This window comes from Streptomyces canus (assembly GCF_041435015.1).
Taxonomy (GTDB): Bacteria; Actinomycetota; Actinomycetes; order Streptomycetales; family Streptomycetaceae; genus Streptomyces; species Streptomyces canus_G.
This window is the reverse complement of the sequence record NZ_CP107989.1, coordinates 3,326,062-3,342,507: the sequence shown is the minus strand read 5'-3', so window position 1 is coordinate 3,342,507 and position 16,446 is coordinate 3,326,062. Positions and strand designations below refer to the sequence as shown.

Here is a 16,446-nt window from a genome sequence, read left to right as displayed (position 1 = left end):
AACCCTCAGCATCGAGAAGAGAATGACGATGACCGAGCAGGCCACCGGGGCCCATCCGCAGCCGCGGCCCCGATCCGGAGGACAGCAGTCCGCCCCCGAGCACGTGACGGGCGCGCAGTCCCTCATCCGCTCTCTCGAGGAGGTCGGCGCCGAGACGGTATTCGGCATTCCCGGCGGTGCCATCCTTCCGGCGTACGACCCGCTGATGGACTCCACCCGGGTGCGGCACGTCCTGGTCCGTCACGAGCAGGGCGCGGGCCACGCGGCCACCGGTTACGCGCAGGCCACCGGCAAGGTCGGCGTCTGCATGGCGACCTCGGGCCCCGGTGCCACCAACCTGGTCACCCCGATCGCGGACGCCCACATGGACTCGGTGCCGCTCGTGGCGATCACCGGGCAGGTGGCCTCCAAGGCGATCGGCACGGACGCCTTCCAGGAGGCGGACATCGTCGGCATCACCATGCCGATCACCAAGCACAACTTCCTCGTCACCAAGGCCGAGGACATCCCGCGCGTCATCGCGCAGGCCTTCCACATCGCCTCCACCGGCCGCCCCGGCCCGGTCCTGGTCGACATCGCCAAGGACGCCCTCCAGGCGAAGACGACGTTCTCCTGGCCGCCCGTCATGGACCTGCCCGGCTACCGCCCCGTGACCAAGCCGCACGCCAAGCAGATCCGCGAAGGCGCCAAGCTGATCACCCAGGCCAAGCGGCCCGTCCTCTACGTCGGCGGCGGTGTCATCAAGGCGGGCGCCACCGCCGAGCTGAAGGTCCTCGCAGAACTCACCGGAGCCCCCGTCACCACCACCCTGATGGGGCTCGGCGCATTCCCCGACAGCCACCCGCTGCACGTGGGAATGCCGGGCATGCACGGTTCGGTCACCGCCGTCACCGCGCTGCAGAAGGCCGACCTGATCGTCGCCCTCGGTACCCGCTTCGACGACCGCGTCACCGGCAAGCTGGACAGCTTCGCCCCGCACGCCAAGATCGTCCACGCCGACATCGACCCGGCCGAGATCGGCAAGAACCGTGCCGCCGACGTGCCGATCGTCGGGGACGCCCGCGAGGTCATCGCCGACCTGGTCCAGGCCGTCCAGAAGGAACACAGCGAGGGCCACAAGGGCGACTACAGCGCCTGGTGGAAGGACCTGTCCCGCTGGCGCGAGAACTACCCGCTCGGCTACGACCTGCCCGCCGACGGCTCGCTCTCCCCGCAGCAGGTCATCGAGCGGGTCGGACAGCTCGCCCCCGAGGGCACGATCTTCGCGGCGGGCGTCGGCCAGCACCAGATGTGGTCCGCGCACTTCATCCAGTACGAGAAGCCCGCCACCTGGCTGAACTCCGGCGGCGCCGGAACCATGGGCTACGCGGTCCCGGCCGCGATGGGCGCCAAGGCCGGAATGCCGGGCAACACCGTCTGGGCGATCGACGGCGACGGCTGCTTCCAGATGACCAACCAGGAACTGACCACCTGCGCCCTGAACAACATCCCGATCAAGGTCGCCATCATCAACAACGGCGCCCTCGGGATGGTCCGCCAGTGGCAGACCCTCTTCTACAACCAGCGGTACTCCAACACCGTGCTGCACAGCGGTCCCGAGGACATCAACCCGGACGCCAAGGGCACGCGCGTGCCGGACTTCGTGAAGCTGTCCGAGGCGATGGGCTGCGTGGGCCTGCGCTGTGAGCGCCCGGAGGACCTGGACAAGGTCATCGAAGAGGCGAACTCCATCAACGACCGCCCCGTCGTCGTCGACTTCATCGTCCACGAGGACGCGATGGTGTGGCCGATGGTCGCCGCCGGCACCTCGAACGACACGATCCTGGCCGCCCGGGACGTCCGCCCCGACTTCGGCGACAACGAAGACGACTGAGCGAGAGAGACGTAAAAGATCATGTCCAAGCACACGCTCTCCGTCCTGGTGGAGAACACCCCCGGCATCCTCGCCCGGATCGCCGCCCTGTTCTCCCGCCGCGGCTTCAACATCGACTCGCTCGCGGTCGGTGTCACCGAGCACCCCGAGATCTCCCGGATCACCATCGTGGTCAACGTGATCGAGGAACTGCCGCTGGAGCAGGTGACCAAGCAGCTCAACAAGCTCGTCAACGTGCTGAAGATCGTCGAGCTGGAACCCGGCTCGGCCGTTCAGCGCGAACTCGTTCTGGTGAAGGTGCGCGCCGACAACGAGACGCGTTCCCAGATCGTCGAGATCGTCCAGCTGTTCCGTGCCAAGACCGTCGACGTCTCCCCGGAGGCCGTCACGATCGAGGCCACCGGCAGCGGCGAGAAGCTGTCCGCGATGCTGAAGATGCTGGAGCCCTTCGGCATCAAGGAGCTGGTCCAGTCGGGCACCATCGCGATCGGCCGCGGCGCCCGTTCGATCACGGACCGCTCGCTGCGCGCGCTCGACCGCAGCGCATAGGGCCGGGCACGGGCGGCTCCGGCCGCCCGTATACCGAGACCCGGAAACTTCATCTCAGCCCGCCGTCATACGGTGGGACGCAACACCTGCAGACCAAGGAGAGAACCCAAAGTGGCCGAGCTGTTCTACGACGCCGACGCCGACCTGTCCATCATCCAGGGCCGCAAGGTCGCGGTCATCGGTTACGGCAGCCAGGGCCACGCCCACGCGCTGTCGCTCCGTGACTCGGGTGTCGACGTGCGTGTCGGTCTGCACGAGGGCTCCAAGTCCAAGGCCAAGGCCGAGGAGCAGGGCCTGCGCGTGGTGACGCCGTCCGAGGCCGCCGCCGAGGCCGACGTCATCATGATCCTGGTCCCGGACCCGATCCAGGCCCAGGTCTACGAGGAGTCCATCAAGGACAACCTGAACGACGGCGACGCGCTGTTCTTCGGCCACGGCCTGAACATCCGCTTCGACTTCATCAAGCCCCCGGCGAACGTCGACGTCTGCATGGTCGCCCCCAAGGGCCCGGGCCACCTCGTCCGTCGCCAGTACGAGGAGGGCCGCGGCGTTCCGTGTATCGCGGCCGTCGAGCAGGACGCGACCGGCAACGCCTTCGCGCTCGCGCTGTCGTACGCCAAGGGCATCGGCGGCACCCGCGCCGGCGTCATCAAGACGACCTTCACCGAGGAGACCGAGACCGACCTGTTCGGTGAGCAGGCCGTTCTCTGCGGTGGTACGGCCGCGCTGGTCAAGGCCGGTTTCGAGACGCTGACCGAGGCCGGCTACCAGCCGGAGATCGCGTACTTCGAGTGCCTGCACGAGCTGAAGCTCATCGTCGACCTCATGTACGAGGGCGGCCTGGAGAAGATGCGCTGGTCGATCTCCGAGACCGCCGAGTGGGGCGACTACGTCACCGGCCCGCGGATCATCACGGACGCCACCAAGGCCGAGATGAAGAAGGTCCTCGCCGAGATCCAGGACGGCACCTTCGCCCGTGAGTGGATGGCCGAGTACCACGGCGGTCTGAAGAAGTACAACGAGTACAAGAAGCAGGACTCCGAGCACCTGCTGGAGACCACCGGCAAGCAGCTGCGCAAGCTGATGAGCTGGGTCGACGAGGAGGCGTAAGCCTCAGGCCGCGGGGCCGGAGCAGACAGCTCCGGCCCCGTTGTCCAACCCGTCGCATCACGGACGGGTGATCCTTCCGCAGAGGCGCGGGACGACCGTCCGGGCGCCACTACACTGCCGTACTACATACGCGTCAGGCCCACAGCGTCGTGCGTCTCCAACGCGGCAAGCACCCCTCCACCGCCTGCGGCCGTCGGGACGGCCGTCCGCATTGGACTTGTGAGGACTCACGTGAGCTCGAAACCCGTCGTACTCATCGCTGAAGAGCTGTCGCCCGCGACTGTGGACGCGCTTGGCCCCGACTTCGAGATCCGGCACTGCAACGGAGCGGACCGAGCCGAACTGCTCCCGGCCATCGCCGATGTCGACGCGATCCTGATCCGCTCCGCCACCAAGGTGGACGCGGAGGCGATCGCCGCCGCGAACAAACTGAAGGTCGTCGCACGAGCCGGCGTCGGCCTGGACAACGTCGACGTCTCCGCCGCCACCAAGGCCGGCGTGATGGTCGTCAACGCCCCCACCTCGAACATCGTGACCGCCGCCGAGCTGGCCTGCGGTCTCCTCGTCGCCACCGCCCGCCACATTCCGCAGGCCAACGCCGCGCTGAAGAACGGCGAGTGGAAGCGCAGCAAGTACACGGGCGTGGAGCTCGCCGAGAAGACCCTCGGCGTCGTGGGTCTGGGCCGGATCGGCGCGCTGGTCGCCCAGCGCATGTCCGGGTTCGGCATGAAGGTCGTCGCCTACGACCCCTACATCCAGCCCGCCCGTGCCGCCCAGATGGGCGTCAAGGTGCTGTCCCTGGACGAGCTGCTCGAGGTCTCCGACTTCATCACCGTCCACCTGCCCAAGACCCCCGAGACCGTCGGTCTCATCGGTGACGAGGCGCTGCGCAAGGTCAAGCCGAGCGTGCGGATCGTCAACGCCGCGCGCGGCGGGATCGTCGACGAGGAGGCGCTGTACTCCGCCCTCAAGGAGGGCCGGGTCGCCGGTGCCGGTCTCGACGTGTACGCGAAGGAGCCCTGCACGGACTCCCCGCTCTTCGAGTTCGACCAGGTCGTCGCCACCCCGCACCTCGGTGCCTCCACCGACGAGGCCCAGGAGAAGGCCGGTATCGCCGTCGCCCGCTCGGTGCGCCTCGCCCTCGCCGGTGAGCTCGTGCCCGACGCGGTGAACGTCCAGGGCGGCGTCATCGCCGAGGACGTCAAGCCGGGCCTGCCCCTCGCCGAGCGCCTCGGCCGGATCTTCACCGCGCTCGCCGGTGAGGTCGCGGTCCGCCTCGACGTCGAGGTGTACGGCGAGATCACCCAGCACGACGTGAAGGTGCTGGAGCTCAGCGCCCTCAAGGGTGTCTTCGAGGACGTCGTCGCCGAGACCGTGTCGTACGTCAACGCCCCGCTGTTCGCCCAGGAGCGCGGTGTCGAGGTGCGGCTGACGACCAGCTCGGAGTCGGCCGACCACCGCAATGTCGTCACCGTGCGCGGCACGCTCGGCAGCGGCGAGGAGGTGTCGGTCTCCGGCACCCTGGCCGGTCCCAAGCACCTCCAGAAGATCGTCGCGGTCGGTGAGTACGACGTCGACCTGGCCCTCGCCGACCACATGGTCGTCCTGAAGTACGAGGACCGTCCCGGCGTCGTCGGCACGGTCGGCCGTATCTTCGGTGAGGCCGGTATCAACATCGCCGGTATGCAGGTGTCGCGGGCGATCGCCGGGGGCGAGGCGCTCGCGGTCCTCACCGTCGACGACACGGTGCCCGCGGGTGTGCTGACCGAGGTGGCCGAGGAGATCGGGGCGACGTCGGCCCGTGCGGTGAACCTGGTCTGACGCTGCACCACGAACGCCGGGCGGGCCGAGGGTTTCCTCGGCCCGCCCGGCGCTTTTCTGTTACGCGGGCACCTTCTCCGGCTCCGATGCCTCCTGCGGCGTGTGCAGCTCGACCCGGCGCAGTGTCACCGCGGCCAGCACCGCCGCCCCCGCGAGCAGCACCGCCCCCGCGATCGCCGCCCCCTGCATCCCGTTGGTGAACGCCTCCCGGGCCACGGTCGCCAGCCCCGGTACCCGATCGGCGACGGCCAGCGCCCCGCCCAGCGTCTCGCGGGCCACGTCGGGTGCCGAGGCCGGCATGTCGTGGCGGTAGACCGCCGTACCGATGGAGCCGAGGACCGCCATGCCCAGCGCACCGCCGAACTCCGAGCCGGTCTCCATCAGGGAGGATGCGGCACCGGCCCGCTCCACCGGGGCGGTGCCCATCGCGAGGTCCATGATCTGGGACATGACGATGACGGCGCCTACCGCGAGGACACCGCAGGAGGCCAGCACCAGCCACATCGAGTCCGTACCGGCGAAGGCCAGCATCGCGAAGCCGGCCGCGGCGATCGCGAAGCCCGCGGTGACGACAGAGGCGCGGTTGACGCCCTTCTGGACCAGCGCGGTCGCGACCGGCGCCGCGGCCCCGATCGGCACCGACGGCAGCAGCGCCCACAGGGCCGCCTCCAGCGCGCTCTTGTCGAGCACGGACTGAAGGTACTGCGTGGTGAAGTAGGCCGACCCCATGATCCCGAACGCCGAGACGAGGTTCAGGGCGACGGACGGCGCGAAGCCGCGGCCGCGGAACAGGGCGGGGTCGATCATCGGCGAGGCCGCGGTGCGCTGGCGCTGGACGAAGAGGGCCGCGAAGAGCAGGCCGACGGTGATCGAGACGACGTAGCGGACGTTCCAGCCCTCCGAGGGGATCTCCTTGAGGCCGTAGACCACGGGGAGCACGGCGGCCATCGACAGCGGGACGCTCAGCCAGTCGAAGCGGCCGGGGGTGGCGTTCCGCGACTCGGGGAGCAGTGCCGGGCCGAGGATCAGCAGCAGTGCCATCGCGGGCAGGTTGACCAGGAAGACCGAGCCCCACCAGAAGTACTCGACCAGCACACCGCTCATCACCGAGCCGAGCGCGATCCCGGCCGTCATCACGCCGGACCACAGACCGATCGCCTTCGCGCGCTGGCCGGGGTCGGTGAACATCGTGCGGAGCAGGGCCATCGTCGACGGCATCAGGGTCGCGCCGCCGATGCCGAGTACCGCGCGGGCCGCGATGAGCACCTCGGCGCTGTTCGCGTACGCCGCCGCCAGTGAGGCGGTGCCGAAGGCGGCGGCGCCGATCAGCAGGAGCCTGCGGTGGCCGATGCGGTCGCCGAGCGAGCCCATGGTCATCAGCAGGCCGGCCAGGACGAAGGCGTAGATGTCGAAGATCCACAGCTGCTGGGTGCCGCTCGGCTCCAGGTCGGCGCTGATGGACGGGATCGCGAAGTAGAGGACGGAGACGTCCATCGAGACCAGGAGCAGCGGAAGCATCAGGACGCCGAGGGCGGTCCATTCGCGGCGGCCGGCCAGGGAACCGGCGGGAGTCGGGTTCGTCATGCCGGTGACTATACGAGCGTCTTAAACGCTTGTCTATGACGCTTGTATAAATCGCTTGTCTAGATAGGCTGAGCGCATGGGACATCGCGAGGATCTGCTCGAAGGCGCCAAGCGCTGCCTGCTGGAGAAGGGGTTCCTGCGGACGACCGCGCGGGACATCGTCAAGGAGTCCGGGACGAACCTGGCGTCCATCGGCTATCACTACGGCTCGAAGGACGCGCTGCTGGTGCAGGCGTACGTCGCCCTCATCGAGGCCACGGGGCATCGCTTCGAGCCGGGCGGGGAGGGGGAGGCCGCGAAGGCGACGCCCGCCGGCTCGCTGGAGCGGTTCCGGCAGGTGTGGACGAGCATCACCAGCGCCGTGGGTGAGGCGCGGGCGATCTGGATGCTGAGCTTCGAGGTGGTCGTCCAGGGGGAGCGGCTGGCGGAGATCCGCCAGATGCTCGTCGAGGCGGAGGAGCAGGGGCGCTCGGGTCTCCTGCCCCTGTTCAACGACATCCCGGAAGAGGAGCAGGACAAGGAGACCATCGACACCGAGGGCCGCTTCTACCAGACCCTGCTCCAGGGGCTCATGGTCCAGTGGGTCTTCAACCCGGACACGGCGACCGACGCCGGCCAGCTCACCGAGGGCCTGCGGCGCGTGGCCGAGGGTTTCGACCGGAGCTGATCCGCCCGTCCCGCATCTCCAGTACCCGGTCCGCGAAGTGCCGTACGACCGCCCGGTCGTGGCAGATGAACAGGTAGCCGAGGCCGAGCTCGTCCCGGAGGTCGGCGAGGAGGTTGAGGATCCCGGCCCGGACGGAGGGATCCAGCGCCGACACCGGCTCGTCCAGCACGAGCAGACGCGGGCCGGAGGCCAACGCCCGGGCGATTCCCACGCGTTGGCACTGGCCGCCGGAGAGTTCGTGCGGGTGCCGGTCGCCGTACGACGGGTCCGGGCCGACCCGGTCGAGCAGTTCGGCGACCTGGGCGGGCGTGGGGCGGCGCCCCTGGACCCGCAGAGGTTCCGCCACCGCGTCCCGGATGCGGTGGCGAGGGCTGAGGGAGCCGTACGGATCCTGGAAGACAGGCTGCATGCGGGGGCGGAGGGGACGGAGGGGGCGGAGTTCGCGGTCCTCAGCGAGGTCAACTCCCTCCCCTCGAAGCGCACTTCACCTCCGTCCGGACGGCGCAGTTGGAGTACCGCCAGGGCGGTGCACGACTTGCCGCAGCCGGACGGGCCGTCGAGGGCGAGCGTCTCGCCCGCTTCGAGGGTGAAGGAGACGTGGTCAACGGCGGTCGTCGTGCCGTGGCGGACGACCAGGTCACTGACGTCGAGAAGCGGAGCGCTCACAGTTTCTCCCCGTGGTGACAGGCGACCGACCGCTCACCTGTCGGCTCAGGTTCCTCGTGGTGGCACACGTCCGTCGCCAGCGGGCAGCGCGGGGCGAAGGCGCAGCCATGGGGGAGAGCGTGCGGGGCCGGCGGTGAGCCGGGGAGGGCGACGAGACGGCGGCCCCGTGCGTTCTCCGGGAGGGGAGCGAGAAGGCCCGCGGTGTACGGGGCCCGGGGGTGGGCCAGGACCTCGCGTGCCGGGCCCGTCTCCACCGCGCGACCGGCGTACATCACCAGCGCCCGGTGCGCGTGGCGCCGTACCGCGTCCATGTCGTGGGTGACCGGCACCAGCGCCGTGCCCCTCGACTCCCGCTGCTCCGCGAGGAGTTGGAGCACCAGCTCGCGATGGTCGGTGTCCAGGGCGGTGGTGGGTCCGTCGGCGACCAGGATGTCCGGCTCGTTGACGGTGGCCATCGCGACGACCGCCCGCTGGCGCATGCCGCCGGAGTGCTCGTGCGGGTGGGCACGGGCCCGGCGGGCGGCGTCGGGGATGCCCACCCGGTCCAGCGCGGCCACCACGATGGCGCGCGCCTCCCGTCGGCCCAGACCCCGTACCGACCGTACGGCGGCGGCGAGTTGGTCGCCGACCGGGTGGACGGGGGACGGCGCCGGGAGGGTGTCCTGCGGGACCAAGGTGCCGAGGGTGGCGGTCTGCCCGGTCGGCTTGCCGGCCTTGGCGTGTCCGACGTGCCCGCGCAGCTCGGCTGCCCACGGCAGCGTGGGCCCGAGCAGCCCCTCGGCCACGTCGGCCCGTCCCTCGTACACGCCGTTCAATAATTGTCCCGACCGCTGGTCACGCGGCGGATGGCGGACGCGGTGTCCGGCGTGGTGAGGGTGGGCCGGTAGTCCGGTTCCGTCCACGGCCGGCCGGCCGAGACCCACACGCTCCGCGCTCCGACGCCCAGCGCGCCCCGGATGTCCGCGGGTGCCGAGTCGCCGATCATCCACGAGCCGTCGAGCGCGGCTCCGGCGACGGCGGCCGCCGCGTGGAAGATCTCCGGCTCGGGCTTCCAGTGCCCGGCCGCCTCGGAGATCACCCAGCCGTGGACGAGCCGGTCGAGGCCGACGTTGCGGATCTTCGTCTCCTGCTGGACGGTCCGCCCGTTGGTCACGATCACGCAGGACCAGCCGTCGGCGCGGGCCTCGACGAGCGCCTCACGGACCGGGTCGGACAGGATGATCCGGTCGGCCGCGCCGCGGTCCAGGAACTCCTGGGCGTCGATGCCGCCGTACCGCTCGGACAGCGTCCGCGCGACCTCCCGCCGTGGTGTGCAGCCGCTCGCGTCGACGGCCATCAGCCAGTTCAAGTCCCCTTCGGGCAGGCCGTGTTCGGCGAGAAACGTGGTCGCTGCCGCGCGGAAGGCGGCGTCCCGGTCGACGAGGGTGTTGTCGAGGTCGATCATCAGCAGAGGCATGGGGATCAGCCTCCCCGGGCCGGTCGCGCGCCGAACGCGGCGATCAGCACTTACAGCCGCGCGCCCTTGAGTGCCATGTGCAGCAGCAGCCGGTCCTCGCCGTCGTCCAGGTCCAGCCCGGTGAGCTGTTCGACGCGGGAGAGGCGGTAGTAGAGGGTCTGGCGGTGGATACCCAGTGCGGCAGCGGTGCGGCCCGCCTGGCCCGCGCAGTCGAGGTAGACCTCGGCGGTGCGGGCGAGTTCCCGGTGGGCGGGGGAGAGAAGGGGTCGCACGACGGGGTCGTGGGCCGTTTCGGGGGGCAGCGCGGTCAGCAGACGGTACGGGCCGATGCGCGACCACTCCGCGACCGGCCCGAACCCGGGTTCGGCGAGCGCCGCCCGGGCCGCGGCGGACGCCTCCTGCCAGGCGGGGGCCAGCTCGGCGAGGCCCACGCGAGCGGCGGCGATTCCGGCGGCCACGGCACTGGGGACTGCGGCGTCCCGTGTCGCGGTCGGGGCGGCGGTACTGCGCGTCGCGCCCGTGGCTGCGGTTCCCCCCGTCGCGCCGGAAGCTGCCGTGTCGCCCGCCGTGCCCGGGGCCGCCGCGCCGGAGCCTGCCGCACCCCGCGTCGCGCCCGTGGCTGCGGTTCCCCCCGTCGCGCCGGAAGCTGCCGCGTCGCCCGCCGTGCCCGGGGCCGCCGCGCCGGAGCCCGCCGCTCCCCGCGTCACGCCCGGGGCTGCTGTGCCCCCAGTCGTGCCGGAAGCTGCCGTGTCGCCCGCCGTGCCCGGGGCCGCCGCGCCGGAGCCTGCCGTGTCCCGCGCCGCACCTGACCCTGCCGCGCCCGGCCCCGCCGCGCCCGCCCCCGCCGTGCCCGGGGCCGCGCCGCCGGAGCCCGCCGCTCCCCGCGTCGCGCCCGCCCCCGCCGCTCCCCGCCTCGTGCCCGGCGCGTCCTGAACCGGCCCGACGCTGCTGCCGCTTCCCGGCGGGTTGCCGCCGCTCCGGGCGCCGCCCGGTCCGCTGTCGTCGCTGCTGTGCGACCTGCCGTCGTCCGGCCCGGTGGCCTTGTTCTCGGCCGGCCGACCGCCATGCGTCCCGCCCGACCTGCCTGTGCTCGGCTCGTCGCCGCTGCGGCCGCCGCCGCTCCCCGGCTCGCCGTAGGCACCGCCGCCGCTCCCTTCCACACCCCGCGCCCGCTCCAGCAACCGCCCCGCCGCCGAACTCGCCGGTGTCAGCGTGTCGGTCGCGCGTAGTCGTACCAGTACCGCCAGTCCCAGGCCCGTCGCACCCCACGGCACCGTGCACCACGCCGTCGCCTGCGGGACCGTGCGGGCCGACGGGGCGTCGTCCGGGTCGGTGGACGGCCATGGGGCGACGCACACCACGGTGTACGGGCCGTCGGCGCGGGAGCCCAGGGCCGTGCGCAGGGCCGCCACCGCCATGTCGCCCTGCCAGCCGCGCTCGGCGGTCAGCACCGCCCGCAGCTCCCGGCTCAGGTCGGCCCCGTGCTGCGCCTCGTCCGCGAGCAGCGCGCCGATTCGGGCCGTCACCCGCATCGCCGCGTCCAGCTGCCGGTCGGTCGGGCCGGGCTCGGAGTCCAGGAGCCAGACGTAACCGAGGACGACCCCCCGGTGACGTACGGGCAGACAGATCCGCCCGCGATAGACCCCCGCCTCAGGAGTGGGTGGAATCCGCACCGGCCCGCTCGCCCGGGTGATGCCGAAGCCCTCGAACCACGTCCGGACCGCGGTCGTGGAGCGCCGGGTCAGGATCGAGCGGGTGCGGACGGGGTCCAGTGCGGACGGATCGAGGTCGCCCTCACTGTCGTACGCACCGAAGGCGATCAGCTCGAAGTCGCGGTTCTCCAGGGTCGCCGGCACCCCCAGGAGCTCCGAGATCTCGTCGACCAGCTCCTGGTAGTCACCTTTGTAGTCGCCTGTCACTCGGGCATTCTCGCGCAAAAACACCCCGCTTCATACATCTGTCTGAGATCTGCGGCACGGATGCGTGACAGCTGTCGATGGCCGACGATCGGGGGGATCCTTAGATTTCACGGTGGTTCTATCTGCTGGTTTGTGGAGGTGCCCCGTGCTGGGTCCCGTGATTCTTGCCGCGTCGCGCAGCGACCGGATGCGACGCCTGATCTCGGCGGCCCCGGTGACCAAGCGGGTCGTCGACCGCTTCATCCCGGGCGAGACGGTCGACGAGATCGTGCCGATCGTCCGCGAGCTGACCGACCGCGGTCTGGAGCTGACGATGGACGTCGTCGGCGAGGACATCACCACGCCGGAACAGGCGGAAGCCGCCCGGGACGCCTATCTGGCGCTCATCGAGCGGCTCAGGACACTCGAACTGGGTACCAGGGCCGAGATGTCGGTGAAGCTGTCGATGTTCGGCCAGGCGCTGCCCGGCGGTCACGAGCTGGCCCTGGCGAACGTCCGGCCGGTCGTCGAGGCGGCCGCCGCCATCGGGACGACCGTCACGCTCGACGCCGAGGACCACACCACCCTCGACTCGATGTTCGCCATCCACGAGGAGCTGCGGAAGGACTTCCCGCAGACCGGCTGCGTGATCCAGGCCTACCTCTTCCGCACCGAGGCCGACGCCCGCCGGCTCGCCGGGGCGGGCAGCCGGGTGCGGCTCGTGAAGGGCGCGTACAAGGAGCCCGCGGAAGTCGCCTACCAGCAGAAACACGAGATCGACAAGGCGTACGTCCGGGTCCTGCGCATCCTCATGGAGGGCGAGGGATACCCGATGGTCGGCACCCACGACCCGCGCCTGATCTCCATCGCCCAGGAACTTGCCCGGCAGGCGGGCCGCAAGCCCGACGAGTACGAGTTCCAGATGCTCTACGGCATCCGCGGCGACGAACACCTGCGGCTGGCCGCCGAGGGCCACCGGATGCGCGTCTACACGGCCTACGGCACCGACTGGTACGGCTACTTCATGCGGCGGCTCGCGGAGAAGCCGGCGAACCTGCGCTTCTTCGTCCGCAGCATGATCAGCAAGGGCTGAGCCCGAACACCCGCTCAAGTTCAAGGAGTTACGGATCTCATGGACGCTGTGACCCAGGTCCCCACCCCCGTCAACGAGCCGGTGCGCGGCTATGCCCCCGGCTCGCCCGAACGGGCTCGGCTGGAGGTGAAGCTCAAGGAGCTGGCCGAGAACCCCGTCGACCTGCCGATGACCATCGGCGGCGAGAAGCGGCTGGGCGGCGGCGAGGCCTTCCAGGTCGTGCAGCCGCACAACCACAAGGCCGTGCTGGGCACTTACCGCAACGCCACCCAGCAGGACGCCCAGGACGCCATCGACGCGGCGCTCGCCGCCGCCCCCGCCTGGCGTGCGATGTCCTTCGACGACCGCGCCGCGATCATCCTGCGCGCCGCCGAACTGCTCTCCGGCCCCTGGCGCGAGACGCTGGCCGCCTCCACCATGCTCGGCCAGTCCAAGACCGCCCAGCAGGCCGAGATCGACACGCCCTGCGAGCTGATCGACTTCTGGCGCTTCAACGTCAAGTACGCCCGCGACCTGCTCGCCGAGCAGCCCCCGGCCAACTCCCCGGGTGTCTGGAACCGCCTCGACCACCGCCCCCTCGAAGGCTTCGTCTACGCGATCACGCCGTTCAACTTCACGGCGATCGCGGGCAACCTGCCGACGGCTCCGGCGCTCATGGGCAACGTGGTCGTGTGGAAGCCGTCCCCCACGCAGACCCACGCCGCCGTGCTGCTCATGCAGCTCCTCGAGGAGGCCGGTCTGCCCAAGGGCGTCATCAACCTCGTCACCGGCGACGGCATCGAGGTCTCCAAGGTCGCCCTGGAGCACCGGGACCTCGCGGGCATCCACTTCACCGGGTCCACCAAGACCTTCCAGCACCTGTGGAAGACGGTCGGCGCCAACATCGAGAAGTACCGCACCTACCCGCGCCTGGTCGGCGAGACCGGGGGCAAGGACTTCGTCGTCGCCCACCCGAGCGCCGACCGCGCGATCCTGAAGACCGCCCTGACCCGCGGTGCCTTCGAGTACCAGGGCCAGAAGTGTTCGGCGACCTCCCGGGCCTACATCCCGGCGTCGATCTGGAACAGCGGTTTCCGCGAGGAGTTCGCCGCCGAGGTGGACGGCATCGCCATGGGTGACGTCACCGACCTGTCCCACTTCATCGGCGCGGTCATCGACGAGCGCGCCTTCGCCAAGAACAAGGCGGCGATCGACCGCGCACAGTCGGACCCCACCTGCACGATCGTCGCGGGCGGTACCTACGACGACTCGGTCGGCTGGTTCGTCCGCCCGACCGTCGTCGAGTGCACGGACCCGGCGAACGAGGTCTTCACCACCGAGTACTTCGGCCCCTTCCTCGCGGTCCACGTCTACGAGGACGACACGTACGAGGAGATGCTGACCCAGATGGAGTCGGCGTCCGACTACGCGCTGACGGGCTCGGTGATCTCGTCCGACCGCGCGGCGGCGGCGTACACGATGGAGAAGCTGCGCTACGCGGCCGGCAACTTCTACATCAACGACAAGTCCACCGGCGCCGTCGTCGGCCAGCAGCCCTTCGGCGGCGGCCGCGCCTCCGGCACCAACGACAAGGCCGGCGCCCCGCAGAACCTCCAGCGCTGGACCCTGACCCGCGCCATCAAGGAGACCCTGGTCCCGCCCACCGACTACGGATACCCGCACATGGGCTGACAGCTCCCGTCAGCCGTTGGATGGGGCCGGGCTGGTGCCCGGCCCCATCCGCTTGTGAAACCGCAGCTCAGTGGCGGTTGATCCACTCCGCCGTCTCAGATAGTAGGAAGTCCGAGTAATTGTGGAGACAGACCGGCCGTCCTCCCTTAGCTTTGTAGGAGCCGAACGTCTCGCTCGATCAAGCGAATGGCGGTCGTGAGCCGGGCCCCGTGCAGGCAACCCCTGCGGCCCGCCGCTCCCCGCCCCTTCCGGCGTCTCGTTGTCCCCTTCCCTGGAATTCGAAGGAGTCGATTTCTCATGGCCGAGACGACCGCCCGCCGTCGAGTCCGTCACATCTCCCGGACCAGCGAGTCCGACCGCAAGAACGCCGCCGCAGCCCTGCAGCGCGCCCTCGACCGCCGTGACAACGGCGGCTCGACCGGTCACTGACCGACCCCCCCGAAGCCGGGAGCCGCACCCGCATGAGGTGCGGCGCGGGCCCGTCAGGCCCCGCGCCGCACCTCGAAGTGGTCGACGCGCTGCCCGCTCTGCGCGAGCGCCGACACCGTCAGCCGTGGCCGCGCCCCGCTCTCCGCCTCCACCGAGAGCAGCGAGAACCCGCGGTAGCGCACCCGCGACCACTCCACCGTCTCCTTCCGGGGCTGCTTGGACTTCGTCCACTGGAAGGTCTCGACGGACTCGTGGTCGTGCACGCGCCCCTCGTAGCTCTCCTTCACGCCCGCCGGGAAGCCGTACAGATCCCGGCCGCCCCCGCCGGCCGTCACGTACACGATCCCGTCCCGCGTCGGATCCGTGGCGCCGCCGACCGGTACCGCCCGGCCCACCTCGCCGCCGCGGATCGCGTCCGTCCGCTCGTACACGTGGTTGTGCCCGTTGATCACCAGATCCACCTGGTGCTTCTCCAGCAGCGGCAGCCACTCGGCGCGCACCCCGCCGTCGGAGGCGTGCGAGGACGTCGAGTACGCGCAGTGGTGGAAGTAGACGACGACGAAGTCGATTCCCTTGGCCGCGCGCAGTTCGGCCAGCTTCTTCTCCAGCCACGTCGTCTGCTTCCCGCCCGTGCAGCCGAAGTTGGCCTGGATCTCGTACGACACGTCGTTCGCGTCCAGCGCCACGACGCCGACGTTGCCGTAGACGAAGGAGTACACACCCGGCGCCGAGCGCGGGGCGAAGCCGCTGTCCGGGAGGGACCAGCGGGCGAGCTGGCCCCCGTAGCCGTCGGGTGAGTACCAGGCCTCCATGTCGTGGTTGCCGGTCGTCACCATCCACGGCACGCTCCGCGCGACCTCCTCGTTCTGCTTGAGGAACAGATCCCAGAAGGCCGGGTCGTAGCCGTCCGACGTCAGGCCCTGGCCGTTGCCGTCGGCGTAGCAGATGTCGCCGGCGTGGAGGTGGAAAGCGGGCTTCTGACGCAGCAGGAGGTTGTCGTTGGCGGCCGCGGCGGTGCCGACGCCCTGGTCGCCGAAGGCGGTGAAGACGAACTTCCCGGGGCTCGCAGGGGCCGTACGGAAGCTGCTGATGGTCGAGCGGCGGCTCGCGTCCGCCGGGTCGAAGCCGTCGTGGCCGACGCCGTAGTAGTACGTCGTGCCGGGGCGCAGGCCGTCCAGGGCCGCGTGCAGGTAGTACTGGTCGAGGGCCAGGCGTACGCCGGTCTGCCCCGGAGTGTGCAGGTCGCGGAGCTCGGCCTCGATCTTCCGGCTCAGGTCGTCGGGTTTCAGGCCGACGCGGACGTAAGGCCTCTTCACCGCGAGCGGGACCTGCCACGAGATCCGCATCTGCGTCCTCGGGTCGGCGCCGAAGGCGAGATGACGGCCGAAGGGGGAGACGGCGGAACCGTGCACCGTGGCCGTGGGGGAGCCGGTGGTGGCCGGGCTCGAAGGGCCGTTTCCCGCGCAGCCGGTCAGCAGGCCGCCCGCGACCGCGCCCGCCGTCACCAGCGTGCGGCGCCGGGACAGCTTCGTCCTCAGGTACTCGTGCTGCTCGGCCATGGTCATCCGGCGCGCGAGCTGGGGCGGAATGCCGAAGTCGGGGAGGTCCATGGCTGTGAACTTCCCAGCG

General features: G+C 70.7%; 12 protein-coding genes and 3 pseudogenes. 8 read left to right on the top strand and 7 right to left on the bottom strand.

Annotated features, from left to right (window positions below; all coding sequences use genetic code 11):
* Positions 1–28: 28 nt before the first annotated feature.
* The 4 genes from OG841_RS14755 to serA all read left to right on the top strand — a co-directional run bounded on the left by OG841_RS14755 (position 29) and on the right by serA (position 5,353).
* Positions 29–1,873: an acetolactate synthase large subunit gene (locus OG841_RS14755; protein WP_328641059.1), complete on the top strand. Its 1,845-nt coding sequence runs from the start codon at positions 29–31 to the stop codon at positions 1,871–1,873.
* A gap of 21 nt (positions 1,874–1,894) precedes the next feature.
* Complete coding sequence (gene ilvN / locus OG841_RS14750) at positions 1,895–2,422, top strand: acetolactate synthase small subunit (protein WP_057616386.1); 528 nt, start codon at positions 1,895–1,897, stop codon at positions 2,420–2,422.
* A gap of 111 nt (positions 2,423–2,533) precedes the next feature.
* Positions 2,534–3,532, top strand: coding sequence for a ketol-acid reductoisomerase (ilvC, locus tag OG841_RS14745; protein ID WP_266559280.1), 999 nt, complete (start codon positions 2,534–2,536; stop codon positions 3,530–3,532).
* Between the two features lie 231 nt (positions 3,533–3,763).
* The gene (gene serA, locus OG841_RS14740; RefSeq protein ID WP_069766168.1) at positions 3,764–5,353 is read left to right on the top strand and encodes a phosphoglycerate dehydrogenase; all 1,590 of its coding nucleotides are present in this window, start codon (positions 3,764–3,766) and stop codon (positions 5,351–5,353) included.
* 60 nt (positions 5,354–5,413) lie between these two features.
* Here the strand turns inward: serA and OG841_RS14735 are convergent, their stop codons facing one another.
* Positions 5,414–6,937 (bottom strand): MFS transporter, encoded by a 1,524-nt coding sequence (locus tag OG841_RS14735; RefSeq protein ID WP_328641060.1) that lies wholly within the window; start codon positions 6,935–6,937, stop codon positions 5,414–5,416.
* A 76-nt stretch (positions 6,938–7,013) separates the two neighbouring features.
* Between OG841_RS14735 and OG841_RS14730 the strand changes: the two genes are divergently transcribed.
* The gene (locus OG841_RS14730; RefSeq protein ID WP_328641061.1) at positions 7,014–7,604 is read left to right on the top strand and encodes a TetR/AcrR family transcriptional regulator; all 591 of its coding nucleotides are present in this window, start codon (positions 7,014–7,016) and stop codon (positions 7,602–7,604) included.
* Here the strand turns inward: OG841_RS14730 and OG841_RS14725 are convergent.
* The 5 genes and pseudogenes from OG841_RS14725 to OG841_RS14705 all read right to left on the bottom strand — a co-directional run.
* Positions 7,558–8,270, bottom strand: a pseudogene (locus OG841_RS14725) (ATP-binding cassette domain-containing protein). The gene OG841_RS14730 and the pseudogene OG841_RS14725 overlap by 47 nt on opposite strands.
* Positions 8,267–9,076 (bottom strand): oligopeptide/dipeptide ABC transporter ATP-binding protein, encoded by an 810-nt coding sequence (locus OG841_RS14720; RefSeq protein WP_371565607.1) that lies wholly within the window; start codon positions 9,074–9,076, stop codon positions 8,267–8,269. Before OG841_RS14720 ends, OG841_RS14725 begins: the two are co-directional and overlap by 4 nt.
* Before the next feature lie 5 nt (positions 9,077–9,081).
* The gene (locus tag OG841_RS14715; protein WP_328641063.1) at positions 9,082–9,726 is read right to left on the bottom strand and encodes an HAD family hydrolase; all 645 of its coding nucleotides are present in this window, start codon (positions 9,724–9,726) and stop codon (positions 9,082–9,084) included.
* Between the two features lie 50 nt (positions 9,727–9,776).
* Positions 9,777–10,184 (bottom strand): annotated as a pseudogene (locus tag OG841_RS14710) (PucR family transcriptional regulator); the annotation flags it as partial.
* A gap of 698 nt (positions 10,185–10,882) precedes the next feature.
* A pseudogene (locus OG841_RS14705) lies at positions 10,883–11,645 on the bottom strand (PucR family transcriptional regulator); the annotation flags it as partial.
* A 145-nt stretch (positions 11,646–11,790) separates the two neighbouring features.
* On the opposite strand from OG841_RS14705, the gene OG841_RS14700 reads away from it, so the two are divergent.
* The 3 genes from OG841_RS14700 (at position 11,791) to OG841_RS14690 (ending at position 14,817) form a co-directional block, all read left to right on the top strand.
* Entirely contained in the window at positions 11,791–12,717 is a 927-nt protein-coding gene (locus OG841_RS14700) for a proline dehydrogenase family protein (RefSeq protein ID WP_371565605.1), read from the top strand.
* A 39-nt stretch (positions 12,718–12,756) separates the two neighbouring features.
* Entirely contained in the window at positions 12,757–14,388 is a 1,632-nt protein-coding gene (pruA, locus tag OG841_RS14695) for an L-glutamate gamma-semialdehyde dehydrogenase (protein WP_328641065.1), read from the top strand.
* 297 nt (positions 14,389–14,685) lie between these two features.
* Positions 14,686–14,817: a hypothetical protein gene (locus tag OG841_RS14690; protein WP_107056436.1), complete on the top strand. Its 132-nt coding sequence runs from the start codon at positions 14,686–14,688 to the stop codon at positions 14,815–14,817.
* A 53-nt stretch (positions 14,818–14,870) separates the two neighbouring features.
* Here the strand turns inward: OG841_RS14690 and OG841_RS14685 are convergent, their stop codons facing one another.
* Entirely contained in the window at positions 14,871–16,427 is a 1,557-nt protein-coding gene (locus OG841_RS14685) for a purple acid phosphatase family protein (RefSeq protein WP_328641066.1), read from the bottom strand.
* Positions 16,428–16,446 lie beyond the last annotated feature (19 nt).